Consider the following 18,440-nt stretch of genomic DNA (forward strand, 5'->3'; position numbering starts at 1 on the left):
GAGCTGCACTAAATTGGGTAGAGTTACAATTTTACCGAATGTAAGCATCTCAACGGTGAATCGTTACCTGCGAGTTTTAAGGAAAGCTGATAAGTCGTTGGTGCGAGTATTACAGTTTGGGTTTGTACCATGAAAATGACCGCTAGCTCCTGTGTATTGTCTCACGCAAAGATAAGCCAAATGGCTTTATGAGTGGTAAATATGACCACTAGAAAGTATTAATCCATCACTGGGGCGAAGTTGTTTCTTTGCTGTTTGAAGGAGGTTGTGATTTATTCGCATTGGCAAAAATGAAGTGACACAGTGATGCAAGAACAACAAAAAAGTACTTAAGCGCGACAGTTAATAATTTGCATAAACACGCGTTGAATTTTTAAGTTGTTGATACGTTCGTTAAACCAGAGCTGTTTCAATACAAAATGAATAAGCTTTTTCATGTACATCGTCAACGGGCTCTAATTCTCCGCGTAAATTAGTGAGCAGTACCCTCATTAGTCCTAAATCTCTGCTAAAAATATGAAACCCAACGTTAAATCGAAAGTGTCAAGCATTGGGTTTCATTCTGAAATATGTATTAGTCTGATTTAACTACCGATACTAAGAATACTCAGAGTTGTGCTTAACAACCCTGAGATTTACTGAACAAGTTAACATCCTTTCAAACAATTTAACTCAGATTAAATTGTTTTTAGAATGTGATTGCATTTTGACCAATATTTATTAAAGAGAGTAACAACATATTCTTTGATTGAACAAATATCAACGCATTGTACTACAACAACCAGCATCGCACGCACAACAAGTAATAGCTCCACAACACTTATAATATTGACCTGTAGAACACACACCACCACAGCAATCACCTGATGATGCTAAAATCCCCACGTCGCTTATTTCATCAGTTAATGACGGCTTGTCATCACAACTCATGTTAGTTAACTTTTGAATGACACTTCGGTCAACTTGGATTGTTGAAGTTTTTCCTTTAATAGCTACTTCAGTAGAGTTTTCTCCGAAAAGTATAATTGACCCTTCGATATCATTACGATAAGCAACATCAGCGTTTAATAGCTCTACCCAAGAGCCACCAGCGTTCTCTTGTACTGTATGGCTAACCATAGGGAAAATAGTAGATTCCTTTTCATGAAATGCGGCTGTTAATCTAATGCGGTAAGTTTCGTTTTTATTTTCATCTAAAAAGGTAATTGTTGCTGGTACACCAACAGCTAGCTGAGTCGTCGCTTTACCTATAGATTGACCATTTACATCAATATCAAATCCATATTCGACGGCTTTAACCTTTAATAGCTCTTCTTTAATTTCTAACCCATCAATAGACTTAGCTGTTGATGATAGAGCAATGTTAGAAAAGAGTAGGGATAGAGCGATAAAGATATAAACAAACACTTTCATTATTAATTCCTTAAATTGTGTGAGTATTACAAGTAAAAGAGTATTATATAATACTAACATTTTGGATTCAATAGTTGCATATTTGTCTTCAATGTTACGCCGAGGTGAGTTGCGAGTCATGTTAGCGTGTTTGCATAGAACTGGTTTTAATAGGCACTGTTTGCCTCGTACGTATTTATGCTGTTTCCTAAACCATTGAACACTTAGGCTTTGCGTGACCATCAAATGCTCTTACCTGTGCTTTGCAGTGAAGAAGATAATTAGAAATTGGTTGTCCTGTAATCATGCTTTAATTCTGAGTGAAGACGGCAATATTTAGTTAAGTGATAACGCTGTTTTGAAATGGAAAAACACAAAAAAGCTAGGGTAGGGCCATATAAGAACAATGGCATAAAAAGTATGGAGAGGCACTCAAACGCGATAATTAACCACACGTTGAATTTCACAGTGTTACCTAGTGCTATCTTGTATTATTAACATAAATGTAATTTTGAAGTGTATACCTTATGAAAGAAAAACGTGAGAATACTTTAGATCTAAATCGATCTATAACTGATAAGTTCCATAAGGACTTAATTGGTAGTGTAGATCAGCAAAATAAAGTAAAAATTAGTGATATCAAATCAATGTCATTTTATTTGCCACCTATAAGTAAAGTACAAGAACTATTGGGTGTTATTTCGAATCAAAAGCAACTCATAGATTTGCTCGAATCGTATTTTGAAAAACCATTAAAAATATCTACCACCAATAAATATGCCATTTTTAAACAAGGTGTTGGCTTAAGAACTGTAAGCAAAATAATGAACTGGCTGAAAGATATTCCTTTTCCTTGGGAGAAATTAGCTAGTAAAAAAGTCATGACTCGGGTTATAAAAAGTAATAGAGCAGGATCTAATGCTGGAGGTTGGCTTTCAACGATAAGCGGTTTTAGGGTAAGTTATCATAGTGAAAAAAAAGATGAATTCACCCCCTTATTTAGCTTTATTGAAAAGCGCTGTAGTACCGAAGACGATTTAATTTTACGTGTACAAAAAGATGTTAAAGCTGGAAAATTAAAACCTAATGATATTGCTGCTGCATGGGCAGCTCAACAATCATTATGGGTGAAAAACCCTTATATACCACATGATATTAGTGAAAACATTATTGAGCTAATGTTAAAGCACCAACAAAGAGGAAAGTTAACTCAGCAGCAAACGTTAGATTTCATCGAGTGTTATCTTTATCTCTTTTATGACTTTTATTTGGAAGCGATAACACATTTTGAGATCGGTTGTCGTATAAGATATGGAACAGATCAAGATAAAATTGAAAATGATCTGGGTATGATCACTAAAGCGATAAATGCTTATGCAACACAAGATGACATAAGAACGTGTTTCGCTGGTATATTAAAAGAGTTTAAGGATGCTTTATCCCAATTAGCCAGTGCAACAAGCTTTCGTAAACTGGCAAGTTTTATTGAAATAAATGAAGCTGAGCCTGGCGAATTTGGAGAATCAAAAGAAGATAAACAGTATAAACAACTTAAGGACTGGCGAAACGGCAAAAACCTGCCTAGTAATAAAAAACTAAAAGCGTTTTTGAGAAATATAGATGAATATGCTGAGAAAAAAAGTGGCAGTTTAACTTTTGAAATGTGCAAAATAGCAATGGGCATAGATAGGCTCGTAAGTGAGTTATTGGGTCAAGCTCAAAAAGAAAATTGTAAACAAGTAGATTTAGAGATCGTTATTAAGAAGGTATTGTCGAATATCCCTAATTACTACCGAGTTAATTTAAAAGCTGAACTTGAAAGAAGAGAGCCATCGATATAGATATCTTAGCTCTCTAGAACAATGAAGAAAAATCATACTACTCGTTATTTAATTGTTCTTGCCAATCGTCAGGACGCTTATCTTCACCTCGGCTTTGCCAATAGGTATCATTTTCGGGGTCTAATTGTTTAGCTCGATTGTCGATATCATGTTGCTCCATAATTATACGATTCCATTGTTTTTAGCCATTGAACTTAAAGCTTTAGTAGCGAGGCAGCTCTTAACAATTTTTCCGCCACTTTGTTTGGCTATGGTACTTTGAATTCTGCGAGCTGACTCAATTGCCATTGGGATTTTATCGGTGTTCATTTGCATACTCCTTATATAAAAAATAGTTAATGGTTAATCGAAACCTCTGTTAACGAAATGGATTATGCAACGGTGTATCCGAGAAATAGTGGGGGGGATCGTGTTCAAAACAGTTTTTATTGAATTAAGCTGCCATAAAAATCGATATTTAAAGTGATCTTCTGAATCGACCAGTCTTTACTAGAAAGATCTTTGCTTGAATTCTTCTAACTTTTCATAAGCCAGTGGAGGCATATTATTCGCCTCACCATGCTTGCGTCTAGAGTTATAAAACATTTCGATATAATCGAATATGTCAGAGCTTGCTAGAGCCAGCCTTCTTGGGTTCGAATGTAGGTAATGTCTGTTACCCAGTACCTGTTGGGTGTAGTAACAGTAAACTGCCTATTTAGCACGTTATCTGCGACAATTGCTGGTTTGCCGCTGTAATGTCCTTTGTGTTTTCTATAACCGACTTGTGCCTTTATGCCTTCTAGCTTCATCAGCTTGGCTACACGACGCTTGCCACCGAATAACAGTGCTCAGTAACTTGTTTCACCGCTTGTATTTTAAATTCTGCTGTAAATCGGTGAGACATTTTTTCTCCTTAGTACACATAATTATAAAGCAATTAAGTGTCTAGAGAAGACTGGCCGATTCATACTGTTGGTTGATGTAAGTTAAATTCACTTGTACCTTAATTGGTTTTATATGAACGATGTCTTAATTTAGGGCCAAAGTAGTGAGCTTATATTGCCCTCTTTAGCTAGAAACTTAATTAAATCCAGATTCAATCAATAAATTAAGACCCTTTCACATCGTTTGAGCTGGGGGTGGGTTTTATTTGGGAGAATGAGTTGTCTATAAAGTGTGGTGTTTATGGGGGGTATCATACTTTCTCTATTTTGAGTGATTCAGCGTTACAGCATACAAAAACCGGCTTCTTAGACAGCTATGAATTATTAAAGCTAAATGATGAATATCCAGATACGTTAATGTATCGCTCTACACAATTTGATAAAAATAAGAGTGATGGCTTTGGGAAGCGCTATTTCGAAAAGGTAAAATATTAACTTTATTGCTGAAAATGAAAAAATCGGTAGTAATGAACTTAGTAACTTAGTAACTTAGTGTCGCTGGATTTGAATTGTGCCTATAATAGGTTTCTTAGAGCAGCGATTTTAAAGTACAGTTTACTGATGAGAATGTGATATGCAGATTGATGAAATTACTAACCGCATCTCAAACGCGATGAAAGTTAGTAGTGAACAAGAACTTTCAAGTGTGAGTGTGGTATTTAATAGTCATGAGGTTGAAGAAAAAAAATTGAAACAAGCCCTGACTTTATTTGCAGCCAATGTAGAGCGGGTAAGCATCTGGTTATCAAATGAATCATATTATGTAGAGATAAACTGGTAAGTTTATCGTGAATAGGCTCAGGGACAGCTGTCTTTTAGTCAGTTATTTTACGTCTTTGTCCCGTCCTGAAATAGGTTGACGGTTTTAATGAAAGACTTGGTGCGAAAGCGCCAGGTCTTTTTTATGCACTTGATTTGGTGTTTTCATATCCAAACTTAAGTGCGGTCGTATTTCATTGTATATAAATATCGATTCTTCAACGAGCTGTTTTAACTCTGCGATGTTGCAACATTTATACAATAGAAACTCTTGCTTTAATATCCCGTTAATACGCTCTGCTAATGCGTTTTGATAACAGTCATACCTATCGGTCATCGATGGCCTAATCCCCTCTTTTAATAGCGTATTTTGATATACTTCAGAGCAATACTGTAAACCTCTATCTGAGTGATGAATGGCATTACGTTTATATACGCGTTGCTTAATCGTCATTTCCAATGCTTTGACTACATCGGTTGCTTTCATTTCATCACTCAGCTCATAACCCATTATTTTTCGACTATAAGCATCAGTGACTAACGATAGGTAATGTACGCCTTGCGCTGACTTTACGTAGGTAATGTCACTAACGAAGACTTCCTCGGCCACTGTAGGCGTGTATTCTTTTAGTAAATTGGGATGCTTGCGCATCCAATGGTTACTATTTGTTGTTTTAGTATAATTTTTCTTTGGTTTTACAAGAAAGTCATGCTCTCTCAAATAATCAAAAAAACAATCAGGGCCTAGTTTAATACCACGCTCTTGCAGTTCTGGCTTTATCATCAGGTAAAGTTTCTTCCCACCAATACGAGGCATGAATTGCCTCCAATACATCACTAATTCCTTGACTGGCTCCAATGCTTTATTCCGAGCACCTATCCTGCGTATAGCTTGATAGTAACCTTGTCGCGTTATGCCATATGCACGGCATAACGAAGCAAGTTTTACTTGCTGTTTTTCTTTTGTGCGCGTGATAGCTCGGATATGTACTTTTTTCGCAAGCCCGCTCCATATTCTTCATCCATTATATTAATCATTTCATCTTTGATTAAATCCTTTAGGCGTAAGTCTTCTATCTCACGCTCTAAACGTTTAATTTTTTGTGCTGGGGTTTCTTTCGATTTAGGCATGTCGGTTATATAAGTTGATTTAGACCAATCTAATTTACCATGTTTTCGCAGCCATACCAGAACGGTACTACGACCTTGAATGCCGTAATGACTTTGCGCTTGCTTATACGTGAATTCGCCTTTTTCTACTAGCTCAACAATGGATAATTTAAAGCCTAATGTATAGTCTCGTTGAGTACGCTTAATGCCTTTAGTTTTAGTGCTCTTCATAAAATAAGTCCTATATGTGTAAACACATTTCAGGACAAGACACTTACTACATGTAAAAGAGCCTAAGCTTTCGCTTGGGCTTTTTTACATTCGATAGTATCGCCTTATACGACGGCTCTATTATTTTTCGGGGGGGATTATCCCATCAGTTAACCAAATTAGCTCTTCACCAGAGCTTTCAGAACGGTAGGCTATCAATTCTCCATGAGGCTGTTGCACAGCATTTGCTTCTCCGACGTTGGAGTGTTCAATAATGGACGGGTCGTTTCCTAGTGCTATTAGAGACACTGATTTTGTGGCGATATCACTGTCGTAGTATCCTTTAATGACTATCATACGCTCCCCATTCGGATGGAATATGGGCGTGCAAAAACGCAATTAAAAACCTTGACCAAAGATAGCACTGCAATTGCAGATCATATTACACCGAATATTGCCGATGGTAGCAGTTACCAATCTTATCGCTGTCCAGTTGAATCACAAACTTGTTCAGCCGATTGCTTTTCGGCACCAGGCCCTGATTAAGTTTGTAATATCACCGGTATCTGTTAAGTCATTTGCTAAGGTTTAGGCAGCTCGGGTAGGGCTGCTTTTTAGACTAGAATAGGTTAATTATTTTCAGGTAAGCATATAGTTATACGAGCTATAAATTTTTATATATGATCAGGTCGTATTAAATGTCAGAGCTTTGAATGGTGTATTTTTCAGCTTCTGAAGACTGTAATTTCTTATGCTGAGATGTTTTTTTAAACTGTTTGTATGTTTTTTGTTGTGTTATGTATTTTTTATGGGTACTTTATGTACTTGGATATGAAAGTTTTCATATCCAAGTACATAATAAAGGAATAACAAGAATGAAAATTAAATTAAAAAAAACACAATTAAAAACATTAACAAATGATCAGTCAGCTTTAGCACAAGACATGACACCAAACATCGCTGGCGGTAGTAGCTACGCGTCATACCGTTGTCCACCTCAAGAATCACAACAATGCTCAATAGATTGTTTTAGTTCTCCTGGCCCAGGTCAACCTTGTGTGATCACGCCGTAATAGGAGATTAGTTTTATCTACTAATCAAGTAATTATAAAGTAGTAGCTCGGCGTTACTGCTTTATATAGATAAACAAATCAATGTATTTATGATGAGGCTTTAAAAATAATGATGAGTCTCGAACTAATCTTAACGTTAACGTAGACTTCTTTCCCTTTTTCTCCTAACTTAGCTTTATATTTACAATTTAGCTTACGCGATTACATTTATTAGCATTTTAGTGCATGTATTATTTGTATTATAGCGATATCAATGTGTTTGTAGCGTCTGTGTTTTTCTGTATTTAAATGGAGCTTATTTTATGCCATCTAGCCGTACTTTATGTACTCTTATGCTGTGTTTTTTTATGAGTGCGTGTAGTTCATTGCAACATACGAAAACAGGGTTTTTAGATAATTATGAATTATTAAAACCAAGCGATGAATATCCAGATACCTTACTGTATCGCTCAGCCCAATTTGATAAAGCGCAGCTACAACAAATTAGCACTATTTACTTACCCAAATTTGAAGTTTGGCTAACAGCGAATGACAATGCAGAGTTTTTATCGGTTAATCAGTCGCATATTGTTCGGCTAAGTAATTATATGCAGTCTCAGTTAAAAAAGAAGTTATCGTCTTATTATCAAGTGGTTACAAATAAGCCAGTTACGCTGAACGATCAAGTACTGACGATTAAAGGGGCATTTACGAATATCGATTTTCAGGAAACATCATTAGATGTGCGTGATTTTGTGCCAGTTAAGCTCGTCTATAATGCAGGAAAAACAGCTTACTTAGCAGCAACAGAGCAAACAGAAGCGGTTACCTCGGTGTCTTTAGAGTCCGCTTTTTATATGGGAAATGGGGTACAACCGGTATTTATGATGACAGCGAGCAAGCAGTTGGAGTCAGTGGTTAAAGCAAATGGTGCAGAGAATGTTGAGGCTGTGAAGGCAATACTTGATATTTGGATCAACAATTTTGTGACAGGTATGACGAACAATAAAATGGCGAAAAATTAGGAGCCCAATATGAATTACAAACGTAGCAAACCCTTTCTGTTTTCCGGCATTTTATTAACACTGCTAAGTGCGTGTAGTGAACAAAACCAATCGGTTAGTGAAGAGCCTACTTTACGCCCTGTGCGTACCTTAACAATTGTCGCAAATAGCGGTGGACCTATGCAAGAGTTTCCTGCTGTAGTAGATGCAGCAAACTCTGCTGATCTGTCTTTTAAAGTTGCTGGTGAAGTTGTCTCTTTATTAGTTAAGCAAGGTAAAAATGTATCACAAGGTGATGTGATCGCTGAACTAGATAACACAAATTACAAACTCGCCCTTGATGAATCGCAAGCCGCGTTTGATAAAGCCAAAGCAGACTTTGGCCGAGCAGAGCAATTGATCACATCAGGGACTATTTCGCAAGCAGATTATGATCAGCTTAAAGCACAGTTTGCCAGTGCGAAAAGCAAGCTAGCCACTGCACGTAATAATTTAGCCTATACCCAGTTACATGCCTCTTTCAATGGTGTTGTGGCTCGTACCCACATAGAAAAATTTGAAGAGGTACAAGCGAAGCAAACTATTGTTACGTTACAAGACATTGAGCGTATTAACTTAAAGGTGAATATACCTGAAAGTATGATGGTACATGTCTCTAAAGAGGCGCCAAAGCAAATTTATGCCGAGTTCGCCGCAATAAAAGGGAAGCAATTTCCATTGAGTTTTGTTGAAGTGAGCACACAGGCTGACGAAGTCACTAAGGCCTATGAAGTCACGTTAGGTATGCAACCACCAGCGGGCTACAATATTTTACCGGGTATGACAGCTCGTGTGCGTGCCAGCGCACAACAAGGTCAACAAAGCCAAATTTATGTGCCTATAAAAGCGGTTCTTAAAAATGCCAGTGGGAACTTTGTTTGGACGGTAAATCCCCTTGACGCTGGGAAAGGTCAAATTACGAAAACGCCGCTGGTGGTGGGTGATATTACGCCGTTTGGCTTTACTGTTTTATCGGGTTTGAATGAAGGCGCACATGTTGTCACTGCAGGTATGAGCAAGGTGACAGAAGGGCAAGTTGTAAAATTTAATGGGGGCGCATAGTGAATATTACCCGCTTAGCATTAGAAAATAATCGAACAGCTTGGGTTGTCTTTGCGGCTTTATTGTTATTTGGGCTGTCGGCATTTAACAATATGCCCAAAGATTATGACCCGGGTTTTATAATTCGTACAGCGCAAGTAGTTACGCACTTTCCTGGCGCGAGCCCACAAAGAGTTGAAGAGTTAGTAACAGATCAAATAGAAAAAGTTGCCCAGCAGATCCCAGAGCTTGATTTTGTCACCAGCACCTCTAAAACAGGTGTGTCTATCGTGAGTGTGAATATAAAAGAAAGCTATAAAGATATGCGGCCTATTTGGGATAATTTACGGCGTAAAATTCAGAGTATTGAAAATGATTTACCAAATGGGGCACAAACGCCCATTGTAAATGATGAGTTTGGTGATGTGTTTGGTATTGTCGTTGGCTTAACCGCGGACGGCTATAGCTACCGAGAAATGGAAGAGGTAGCTGAGCAAGTTCGAGATGCATTTTTACGCTTACCTGAAGCGGCAAAAGTTGATATTTATGGGGCACAAGAGCAACGCGTGTTTATTGAGTTTGAGAATACGCGGTTAGCATCACTGGGTTTATCAGCGAACCAGCTTAAAGATCAGCTGGCAGCGCGTAACATTGTTAATCCCGGCGGTTCATTATATATCGATGATGAAACATTAGCACTTGAGCCTAGTGGTAATTTTGAATCAGTAGAAGACATAGCACAAACCATCATCAACATCCCCGGCAGCGATCAAGTTATTTTACTGACAGATATAGCAAAAGTGTACAGAGATTATGTTGATCCTGCTAAAAGCAAAGTGCGTGTTGGCTCTGATACGGGGCTAACGCTTGCTATTTCTATGCGAGCTGGTGGTAATAATTTAGCGTTAGGGGAGCAGGTACTGGAAAGTATTCGCTATTTAGAGAGTGTTTACCCAATTGGTGTTGAATTTAAGCTCCTTTCGTTCTTGCCACAAGAAGTAGAACAAAAAGTCAGCGACTTTGTCTCAAACCTAGTTCAAGCGATATTAGTGGTGACAGTGGTGATGCTGTTTAGTTTAGGGTTACGCACCGGTTTGATTGTCGCCAGTTTGATCCCGATGAGTATGGTATGTGGTGTTTTGGTGATGTCATTTTTTGATATTTCTATCGACCAAATTTCATTGGCAGCGTTGATCATTGCATTGGGCATGCTTGTTGATAACGGGATTGTGATGTCTGAAAACATCATGGTACAAATGGAGAAAGGGAAAAAAGCCATTGATGCTGCGGTTGATTCTGCCAATGAGTTAAAGGTGCCGTTACTGGTTTCATCGCTTACTACGGGCGCTGCATTTTTGCCTATATTTCTTGCTGAATCATCAACGGGCGAATACACGGCCTCGCTCTTTAAAGTAGTCACCATCACTTTACTGTGTTCATGGTTATTGGCGATGACAATGATCCCCATGCTCTGTGTATACTTTACTAAAGTGAATGTGAAGCAAAATAGTGATGAGTATGCTGGGAGCATGTATCAAAGTTACAGGACTATTTTGTATACCTTATTAAAATTTAGGTGGTTAACCGTTGCGGTGTGCATAGGTATGTTAGTTTTGGCGGTTCAAGGTCTAAAGCTTATCCCTAATTTGTTCTTTCCTCCTTCTGATAGAGATTATTTTAAGGTTGAATTGGAGCTGCCAGTCGGCACACGTTTGCAGACCACAGAAGCCCTTGTTAAAGATATGGAAGAATACTTCCAAACTCAGCTGCAAGTGACAGGTGAGCGTGAGACGGGCGTAACACAGTGGGTGAGTTATATTGGCAATGGTGGTCCGCGCTTTTTGTTAACACATACACCGGAGTCAACCAGTTCAAACTATGCCTTAATGATAGTGTCGGTTACGTCTTATCAGATAATTGATGATGTGATGGCTGATATCGAGGAGTATGCGTTAGCACGCCACCCAGATTTGCTCCTTAAGCAGCGAAAAATAGAAAACGGCGCGCCGATTGCTAATCCTGTTGAATTTAGAATTGCTGGCAGTGACACCGCTGAAGTAATGAAAATCGTGGCGCAATTGAAAGAAAAGATGCGTGAAACGCAAGGGTTAAAGTCTATAAGTGATGATTGGGGTTTACCGATTAAAAAGCTACAGATAGACATTAATCAAACTCGAGCTCGCAGAGCCGGTGTGTCGAGTAAAGATATAGCAACGTCCTTGCAAACGGGCTTAAGTGGTTTGGAGCTAACACAATACCGTGAAGGTGACGACATTATTCCGGTTACACTGCGCTCTATTGCTGCCGACAGACAAGATATTAGTAAGTTAGAGGCAATGGTGGTTTACTCGCAATCCTCTGGCAGTTCGGTGCCACTTAAACAAGTTGCAGATATCAAAGTGGTATGGGAAAACGCGCAGATATTCCGTCGCGATAGGTTAAAGTCGGTTGTGGTAGGCGCACAAGTTGATGGGATCACTGCCAGTGAAGGATTTGCAGCAATAACGCCCTGGTTAGATGAACAAAAACAGCAATGGCCATTGGGTTATGGTTATGAATTAGGTGGTGAAGCTGAGTCATCAGGCAAAGCAAATCAGTCGATAGCCGATAAGTTGCCCATTGCGGTGTTGATCATCGTCATTTTGCTGATTGGTCAATTCAACTCAATTCGTAAATCTGCCATGGTACTCGCAACAATCCCACTTGGATTTATTGGGGTTGTCGCTGGGCTATTAATTGGGCAATCGTTCTTTGGTTTTATGACATTGCTAGGGGTGATCTCTTTGGCGGGGATCGTAATAAACAATGCCATTGTGTTGTTAGAGCGTATCAAAATTGAATTAGATGATTTACCCGATTCACCGATTGAAGCCATTGTAAATGCGGCACAAGCCAGAATGCGACCTATCTTATTAACCACTGCCACCACCGTGTTGGGGCTAGTGCCTTTATATTTAGGTGGGGGCGAGATGTGGGAGCCGATGGCATTGAGTATTATGGGAGGGCTGTTGTTTTCAACCGTACTTACCCTTGGTGTTATCCCAGTATTGTATGCACTCTTTTTTAGCTTACCGTACAAGCAAGCTTAGTCTCATTAAGCATTAGTTTCATTAAGTAAAAGGTAGTCACTGAGGTGACTACCTTTTTTATTTCGCAATGCCGAGAGTACTGAGTACCAAAAAGAGCAAGTCAAAAAATAAATCAAAGGATATGTCTTAAGTGCTTCGCTTACTTTTCGTTTAAGTTTATTTGCACTGTATAAAAATCATTCTCCTCTTTACAAGTTTCCTTTATTAGGTATTTTTGATGATGTTTAACCTATTACAATAAAAAGGAAAATTTATGTGGAAAAGGATATTAAGCTACCTTGTAACCGTTTATCTACTCAGTGCATGTGGCTCCGGTAGTGAAACAGCAGGACTACTAGAACAGTCTGAAGTGCCAATAACGACAAGTCCTCCAGTAGTCGAATTACAGAGTAAGCCAGAGATAACTTACTCCTCTTCGTTGCAAGATGACATAGTCAGTTTTGTTGAAGTGGCCCAGCAGATCCGGTTTTTCTACCCCAGTGATTCTGTGGCAAATACCCATTGGGATGTGTTTATAGCTGAGGCTATCGTCAAGTTGAGTCAAATGAGTAAGCAGGAGCGTTTAGCTGAGTCTTTCCAAATACTACACTCAATTGCTCCTCATATATCATTAGGGGTTGCTATACCTAATGAACCAAGCGAAGAATCTCGGGTATCGAGTTGGTTGGCTAATAGCAGTTCAGATGATTCGGTGTTTACTCGAAAGTTGATTAGAGGCACTTATAAAAGCTTACAAGGTGATAGTCGTCATGCACAAGAGTGGTTTTACACAACACACTTGTATAATGAGCCTCTGCATATTCCACTGTATTTAAATGAGCATGAGTCATCACATGGAAGCACATATAATGGTTATGATACGTATGACATGTCTCATTCCATTGATGAAACTGAGTTATGTATGGCAGCTGCGAGTCATATTTGGGCTGAAATCCAACATTTTTGGCCATACTTTTCAGAAGTGGACGTTAACTGGAAGCCTGAGCACAAAGAGATGCTCTCAGCATGCTTGTTGGAGGACCCGCAAGACATCTGGCAGACCATTTTTACGTCTATGAATCTGCTTCAAGATCAGCATATCTCTATACATTTGCCTAGACATATATCGCCAAGTAGGAGTTTTGAGTGGATATTGCCATTTAGACCCTATATCGTTGAAGGTAAAGCAATAATCACACGAATTCATCCTGATGCACTTAATCTTGTTGAGTTAGGGGATGAATTAGTAACAATTGATAATGAACCTATTGAGCAAGTGATAGAGCGTAACGCTCAAGTGATTTTGACATCAGAGCATAATGCAAAATATCGGAGCTTAAAATCGCTTTTTCTCAGACGAGATGACACGCAAATAGAAGCGACCTTAAAAAAAATGGATGGGACGACTTATACTGTGCTATTTAAGCCTCTTCCTATTTCTGCTATGGCGCAAAGATATACTGGGAATAGACTTGTACACAGATACGACTATATGCATAAAGTGTTGGATGAGGGAGTTCATCACTTAGTACTTTATAAGCTCTCTCAGTCTGCTTTATCGCAAGTGAGAGAGCAGTTATCATCTGCAAAAGGTATTGTTATTGATTTACGCCATTACCCTGAAGACTTTTTTGCGTGGTTACATGCTTTAGGTTGGTTCTCGTCTCAGGAAATAAGCAGTGCGCCTATGTATGAACATTGGCAACGGGCACCAAATCAATTTCGAAGCAATGTACAACGCGTGTTTCAATTCATTCAGCCCACCGGGGAGGTTATTGATAAGCCAATCGTTGTATTGGCTTCTAGAGACAGTATTAGTCAAAATGAACATGCTTTAGCCTATATACAGAATGCAGGGCTACCTATTATGGGTGAAGCGACCGCTGGTATTAACGGTAATATTCAGGTGCAATCCGTTTTTTCTGGGCCTGATAATGGCGGTGTTACATTTATATATACTGGATTACAAGTTACGCAAAATGATGGCTCATCACTCATTGGTGTGGGGATACAACCTGATATGGCTGTGCCAATTAGTAGAAAGTCTATCGTTGAAGGGACAGATAATCAGCTAACGCGTGCTGTAGAGTATATATTACAACAGCAATGATATGGATTGCGAACTAATGTGTAGTTAAGTGTAACTCGAAGTAAAGGCTGGTAAAGGTGTCGGGAATTAAGATTTTGTTCAGCCAAAACGGGTCAAACTAACTGTGTAAACATTAATCGGAGTATAGAAAATGAATAAACTAAACCTAGTAATATTGATGGTGTGTACCCCATTTCTTGCAAATGCCGGTGAAGCATCTGTGAAGTGGTTAGATTTTAATGATTACCGAGACGTAAGACCGGCTAATGAGTCTAAAAGTAGCTATCATAAACGTATCGCAAAGCAGTTTGAAAAGCACATACAAAAGTTGATGGCAGATGTGCCAGCAGGTTATAAACTGGATTTAACGTTTGAAGACATCGATCTTGCTGGTGATGTACGCTTTAATATGCATGATATTCGTATTATCAAATCTATTCACTTCCCTCGGATGAAGCTTAGCTACACGCTTACAGATAAATCGGGAAAGGTGCTGGCGCAAGCAGATAAGAAAGTAATTAAAGATTTGAGCTTTATGGATAGGATCAGCATGGGGCGCGATGAAGCTTTCTATTTTGATAAGCGTTTATTAAAAGATTGGTTTGATGAGCACATAGATGCAGTTATCCCTAAATCTTAATTTTACTGACATATAAAAAGGGTAGCCCTCTATTGGATTTACCCTTTTTTGTTACATGCCTTTTATTAACGTGCCATACTTACGACTTTTTTTGGTGAGTCCGCAGCCATAAAAAACTGCGAAATATCTATGTCGTCAATTTGTTCTGCTGGTAAAAACCGTTGAGCGTATTCTAGGTAAACACCACTTTGTATAAATAGCTCAAACACATCTAAATCAATATGCTCATCTATTGCCATCTTATGTAATATTTTCAGTGCAACACTGAGTGGTTTTGCTTTTTTATAGGGCCTATCTGCGGCTGTTAATGCTTCAAAAATATCGGCAAGCGCTAAAATACGCTCCGGTATTGATAACGCTTCACCATTCAATTGTCTTGGGTAGCCATCTCCACGCATCGTTTCATGGTGTGTTGACGCAATACGGGGCACTTTCGCAAGCTCAGGGGGGAAGGGCACACTGTCGAGTATTTTTATGGTACTAATAATATGCTCATTGATTTTAAATCTGTCTTCAGCGGTTAATGTACCACGTGAAATACAAAGATTGTATATTTCCCCCCGATTGGCAAGATTCTCAGGCACTGGCATTTTTATATCGAAGTGTTCAGGGCAATGATACGCTTCATAACGTTGCACGATATGCATTGCTTTATCAGCCAATAGCGGTTCCTCAGTGGGAATAGCGGGATGTTGATGTTGTGAGTAGCGTAATTCCTCAAGTGGAGATAACCCTAAACTGTCATCAAAGTAACGGACCCATGTTTGTGATGCAATGACACGGACATGTGCTTTGGCTTCTTCAGACATATATTCGCCACCAATATTGGCTTTGGCGATTAAAGCAAAGTCATCAAATAATTTTTGCTGTGTCGCCTGCTTTTCGTTTGAGAGTTTTTCGGTTTGCTCGGGGTGAGCTGCGATTTGGGTGAGGTAGTGTATCTGTGCGTCACGATACAAGACTTCAAAACGCATTCTCACTTCATGAATACGATTATAAATACATTCAAGCTTAGAACCTTTATCAACAATGTGTTCCGGCGTAGTGATTTTACCACAATCATGTAGCCAGGCCGCGGTCTTAAATTCACGCCATTGCTGTTCATTATCAAAAGAAAAATGTTTGAATGCTGAGTTATTACTATCACATGCCGCTTGCGCGAGCATTTCCCCAAGTTCAGGCACTCGTTTGCAATGACCTGCTGTATAGCGAGACTTTTCATCGATGGCTTGAGCGATAAGTTTAATAATGGCATCAATTAAATTACGCTGCGCATACTCGTGACGCTTTAGTTCATCGGCCATCCGTTTCATAGCGAGTGACAGGCGCTTTACTTCAATGACCTTACTGGGAATGACTTTAACATCGGCATAATCATGGGCACGAATATGATAGGTCATTGCCAATAATTCTGTAATGGGTTTCACTATCGGGGAAGCGCAAAGCCATGTCAGAGGCAGCAACATGGCAACCACCAATAAAGTAATAAGGCTGCTGGTGGTCACACTGTCGTAAACGGGGGAAAATAAGGTCTGTTGATCAATAACAAACACGATAAGTTGCTCTGACGACATTGCACTTTGTAGCTTATCAACATAGATCAGCTTCTGTTTTGTGTTATCTGTAAAGTGATGAAGTGTGCCAAATTGAGTGTTGTCCATATTTTTAATATATGGCAGATACGGTATAATTCGGCCAATTTCGTGACTATTGGTAGCTTCATTGAGCCACTTGGATTCTAACTGAGCTAAATATGCATTACTTAAGGTATCAATGGCTAAGTTAATGAGTGGCATGAGTTCTGATTTGTTGTTTGCCAGTAATAAATGAATAGATGAGCGAACTTTGACGCGAGCAAACGAAAACTCGTTACTGATTTTTAATCCGCTCAGTGCATATTCATTTAATAAGTTACGCACAATAATATCGCTTTCGATACCCGCATCAGCTTGACCGTTTAATACAGCATGGACCACATCAATGGTCGTCTCTACTTCTAAGATATTTATATTTGGGTAAGCATCACGGATCGGCTGAATAACAGACCAGCCTTCTGCTATGGCGAGCGTTTTGTTATTCAACTGTGCAATTGAAGCAATATGTGTTGCGTTGTTAGGCCAAATTAAAGCAAATTTAAGATGACCATAGGCGTTACTTAGCAACCCTTTATTTTGGTTTTCTTTGTTATCAAAGGTTGCGTTTAAAGCATGTATATTGCCTTGTTCAAAGCGGTTGGTGAATTCAGACCAACTATAGCCATTGATAAACTCTACATCGAGTTGTAATAATGTGGCGACTTGCCGCATGACCTCTACGGCATAGCCGTTGGGTTCGCCAGACACGGCATAATCAACTGGGAACCAATCGGTTTCATTTGATATGGTTAATGGAGAATGCCTAGCTATGATCTCTTTTTGCTCTAGGGTGAGCTGTAGAGGTTGCAAGGGCACCATACGGGCTTTGTTATCTAGACGGTTGGTGGCAATGATGTCACCTTGCGGCTTTATTAAGTAAGCCTCTCCAGCAAACCCCTTTACCTGTCGTTCCAAGCTACCGGCAAGGGCATGTAAAGGAATATCTAACCCAATCACGCCGCGTTGACTGTGCAACTTTCTAGAGTACGTAACCCCTGGCACTTGTGTATATTGGAATAAGTATGGGGTACTACGCTGACTCACGTTACTGGCATTGATATACCAGGGGCGTTTTGTAGGATTATAACTGGTTGGCTCTACGCGTGATGCACTCAATTCAAAAGAGGCATTGAAAAAGGACAATTCCCGTTGATTCGGGCTAGATTTACCATCGATATTCATGATAACCCAAGCGTCATTTTCTGATGCGCGGTAGCTTTCTTTCAGTGCTGTATTTTTTAAATTAATGACCTCGAAAAAGTCACCATAGTTGTTTGCAAAGTAGATCCCTTCAACTGAGGGGTTAGTCGCAATGAGATCAGCAAGAATACGCAGCTTTTGTTCATTATTAAGCTGTTCGACTTTTGGCATGAGCGCCAACATGTCAACCATTCTACTTGCGGCTAAATCGTTTTGGTGAATTGTTTGCTTTGCACTCGTAGCAAATTGATCAAACTGCTGAACCGTTTGCTGCTCTAGTTGCGCAATACTATTGTAGTACTGTAGAGAAACAGTTAGGGCTGCAACAATGCTGCAAACCACGGCAAAAAGGGTAACCACAGTGATCCGGACCGAGAAGCGCCAATGCTTTCGACGTTGCATAGTCTTTCCCTGAAAATAAAAATTGATATACCC

At 39.2% G+C, this 18,440-nt stretch carries 16 protein-coding genes and 1 pseudogene; 10 read left to right on the forward strand and 7 right to left on the reverse strand.

Features of this window, described 5'->3' with window-relative positions; translation table 11 throughout:
• Positions 1 to 759 precede the first annotated feature (759 nt).
• Positions 760 to 1,413, reverse strand: coding sequence for a hypothetical protein (locus tag BGP78_RS02565; protein ID WP_119859935.1), 654 nt, complete (start codon positions 1,411 to 1,413; stop codon positions 760 to 762).
• 506 nt (positions 1,414 to 1,919) lie between these two features.
• Here BGP78_RS02565 and BGP78_RS02570 point away from each other — a divergent pair.
• Entirely contained in the window at positions 1,920 to 3,233 is a 1,314-nt protein-coding gene (locus BGP78_RS02570) for a hypothetical protein (protein WP_119859936.1), read from the forward strand.
• 37 nt (positions 3,234 to 3,270) lie between these two features.
• Here BGP78_RS02570 and BGP78_RS22825 read toward each other — a convergent pair whose 3' ends face one another.
• From BGP78_RS22825 to BGP78_RS22830, 3 genes and pseudogenes are all read right to left on the reverse strand, one after another.
• Positions 3,271 to 3,393 carry a hypothetical protein gene (locus BGP78_RS22825; RefSeq protein WP_259386114.1) on the reverse strand — a complete coding sequence of 41 codons (123 nt, stop codon included), beginning with the start codon at positions 3,391 to 3,393 and terminating at the stop codon, positions 3,271 to 3,273.
• A 2-nt stretch (positions 3,394 to 3,395) separates the two neighbouring features.
• Complete coding sequence (locus BGP78_RS22575; protein ID WP_182912199.1) at positions 3,396 to 3,542, reverse strand: hypothetical protein; 147 nt, start codon at positions 3,540 to 3,542, stop codon at positions 3,396 to 3,398.
• Positions 3,543 to 3,850: 308 nt separating this feature from the next.
• Positions 3,851 to 4,048: pseudogene (locus BGP78_RS22830) on the reverse strand (IS3 family transposase); the annotation flags it as partial.
• Positions 4,049 to 4,378: 330 nt separating this feature from the next.
• Here BGP78_RS22830 and BGP78_RS02575 point away from each other — a divergent pair.
• Both BGP78_RS02575 and BGP78_RS02580 read left to right on the forward strand, forming a co-directional pair.
• Positions 4,379 to 4,594, forward strand: coding sequence for a hypothetical protein (locus tag BGP78_RS02575; RefSeq protein ID WP_147386055.1), 216 nt, complete (start codon positions 4,379 to 4,381; stop codon positions 4,592 to 4,594).
• A 139-nt stretch (positions 4,595 to 4,733) separates the two neighbouring features.
• Positions 4,734 to 4,940, forward strand: a complete 207-nt coding sequence (locus BGP78_RS02580) for a hypothetical protein (protein ID WP_119859938.1) — start codon at positions 4,734 to 4,736, stop codon at positions 4,938 to 4,940.
• Positions 4,941 to 5,024: 84 nt separating this feature from the next.
• Here the strand turns inward: BGP78_RS02580 and BGP78_RS02585 are convergent.
• Both BGP78_RS02585 and BGP78_RS02590 read right to left on the reverse strand, forming a co-directional pair.
• A protein-coding gene (locus BGP78_RS02585) for an IS3 family transposase (RefSeq protein WP_119859939.1) occupies positions 5,025 to 6,259 on the reverse strand; the annotation gives its coding sequence in 2 pieces (ribosomal slippage) (positions 5,025 to 5,908 and positions 5,908 to 6,259; 1,236 coding nt in all).
• A 120-nt stretch (positions 6,260 to 6,379) separates the two neighbouring features.
• Entirely contained in the window at positions 6,380 to 6,595 is a 216-nt protein-coding gene (locus tag BGP78_RS02590) for a hypothetical protein (RefSeq protein ID WP_119859940.1), read from the reverse strand.
• Positions 6,596 to 6,610: 15 nt separating this feature from the next.
• On the opposite strand from BGP78_RS02590, the gene BGP78_RS22580 reads away from it, so the two are divergent.
• From BGP78_RS22580 to BGP78_RS02620, 7 genes are all read left to right on the forward strand, one after another.
• Positions 6,611 to 6,784: a hypothetical protein gene (locus BGP78_RS22580; RefSeq protein WP_182912200.1), complete on the forward strand. Its 174-nt coding sequence runs from the start codon at positions 6,611 to 6,613 to the stop codon at positions 6,782 to 6,784.
• Between the two features lie 329 nt (positions 6,785 to 7,113).
• Positions 7,114 to 7,311, forward strand: coding sequence for a hypothetical protein (locus BGP78_RS02595; RefSeq protein WP_119859941.1), 198 nt, complete (start codon positions 7,114 to 7,116; stop codon positions 7,309 to 7,311).
• A gap of 302 nt (positions 7,312 to 7,613) precedes the next feature.
• On the forward strand, positions 7,614 to 8,315 hold the full coding sequence (locus BGP78_RS02600) for a DUF3313 family protein (RefSeq protein ID WP_119859942.1): 702 nt from the start codon (positions 7,614 to 7,616) through the stop codon (positions 8,313 to 8,315).
• Between the two features lie 9 nt (positions 8,316 to 8,324).
• Complete coding sequence (locus BGP78_RS02605) at positions 8,325 to 9,395, forward strand: efflux RND transporter periplasmic adaptor subunit (RefSeq protein ID WP_119859943.1); 1,071 nt, start codon at positions 8,325 to 8,327, stop codon at positions 9,393 to 9,395.
• The gene (locus BGP78_RS02610; protein ID WP_119859944.1) at positions 9,395 to 12,463 is read left to right on the forward strand and encodes an efflux RND transporter permease subunit; all 3,069 of its coding nucleotides are present in this window, start codon (positions 9,395 to 9,397) and stop codon (positions 12,461 to 12,463) included. The genes BGP78_RS02605 and BGP78_RS02610 overlap by 1 nt, the downstream gene beginning before the upstream one ends.
• A gap of 253 nt (positions 12,464 to 12,716) precedes the next feature.
• Positions 12,717 to 14,552: a S41 family peptidase gene (locus BGP78_RS02615; protein ID WP_119859945.1), complete on the forward strand. Its 1,836-nt coding sequence runs from the start codon at positions 12,717 to 12,719 to the stop codon at positions 14,550 to 14,552.
• A gap of 130 nt (positions 14,553 to 14,682) precedes the next feature.
• On the forward strand, positions 14,683 to 15,171 hold the full coding sequence (locus BGP78_RS02620; RefSeq protein ID WP_119859946.1) for a DUF3016 domain-containing protein: 489 nt from the start codon (positions 14,683 to 14,685) through the stop codon (positions 15,169 to 15,171).
• A 65-nt stretch (positions 15,172 to 15,236) separates the two neighbouring features.
• On the opposite strand, the gene BGP78_RS02625 is transcribed toward BGP78_RS02620, so the two are convergent.
• Positions 15,237 to 18,407 (reverse strand): HD domain-containing phosphohydrolase, encoded by a 3,171-nt coding sequence (locus tag BGP78_RS02625; protein ID WP_119859947.1) that lies wholly within the window; start codon positions 18,405 to 18,407, stop codon positions 15,237 to 15,239.
• Between the last annotated feature and the right edge of the window lie 33 nt (positions 18,408 to 18,440).

This window comes from Pseudoalteromonas sp. MSK9-3 (genome assembly GCF_003590335.1).
In the GTDB taxonomy this organism is placed as follows: Bacteria; Pseudomonadota; Gammaproteobacteria; order Enterobacterales; family Alteromonadaceae; genus Pseudoalteromonas.

Excerpts from the sequence above, each read along its gene's own strand:
- BGP78_RS02565 (WP_119859935.1), bottom strand. The coding sequence starts at position 1,413 with ATGAAAGTGTTTGTTTATATCTTTATCGCTCTATCCCTACTCTTTTCT.
- BGP78_RS02570 (WP_119859936.1), top strand. The coding sequence starts at position 1,920 with ATGAAAGAAAAACGTGAGAATACTTTAGATCTAAATCGATCTATAACT.
- BGP78_RS22825 (WP_259386114.1), bottom strand. The coding sequence starts at position 3,393 with ATGGAGCAACATGATATCGACAATCGAGCTAAACAATTAGACCCCGAA.
- BGP78_RS22575 (WP_182912199.1), bottom strand. The coding sequence starts at position 3,542 with ATGAACACCGATAAAATCCCAATGGCAATTGAGTCAGCTCGCAGAATT.
- BGP78_RS02580 (WP_119859938.1), top strand. The coding sequence starts at position 4,734 with ATGCAGATTGATGAAATTACTAACCGCATCTCAAACGCGATGAAAGTT.
- BGP78_RS02590 (WP_119859940.1), bottom strand. The coding sequence starts at position 6,595 with ATGATAGTCATTAAAGGATACTACGACAGTGATATCGCCACAAAATCA.
- BGP78_RS22580 (WP_182912200.1), top strand. The coding sequence starts at position 6,611 with ATGGAATATGGGCGTGCAAAAACGCAATTAAAAACCTTGACCAAAGAT.
- BGP78_RS02595 (WP_119859941.1), top strand. The coding sequence starts at position 7,114 with ATGAAAATTAAATTAAAAAAAACACAATTAAAAACATTAACAAATGAT.
- BGP78_RS02600 (WP_119859942.1), top strand. The coding sequence starts at position 7,614 with ATGCCATCTAGCCGTACTTTATGTACTCTTATGCTGTGTTTTTTTATG.
- BGP78_RS02605 (WP_119859943.1), top strand. The coding sequence starts at position 8,325 with ATGAATTACAAACGTAGCAAACCCTTTCTGTTTTCCGGCATTTTATTA.
- BGP78_RS02615 (WP_119859945.1), top strand. The coding sequence starts at position 12,717 with ATGTGGAAAAGGATATTAAGCTACCTTGTAACCGTTTATCTACTCAGT.
- BGP78_RS02620 (WP_119859946.1), top strand. The coding sequence starts at position 14,683 with ATGAATAAACTAAACCTAGTAATATTGATGGTGTGTACCCCATTTCTT.
- BGP78_RS02625 (WP_119859947.1), bottom strand. The coding sequence starts at position 18,407 with ATGCAACGTCGAAAGCATTGGCGCTTCTCGGTCCGGATCACTGTGGTT.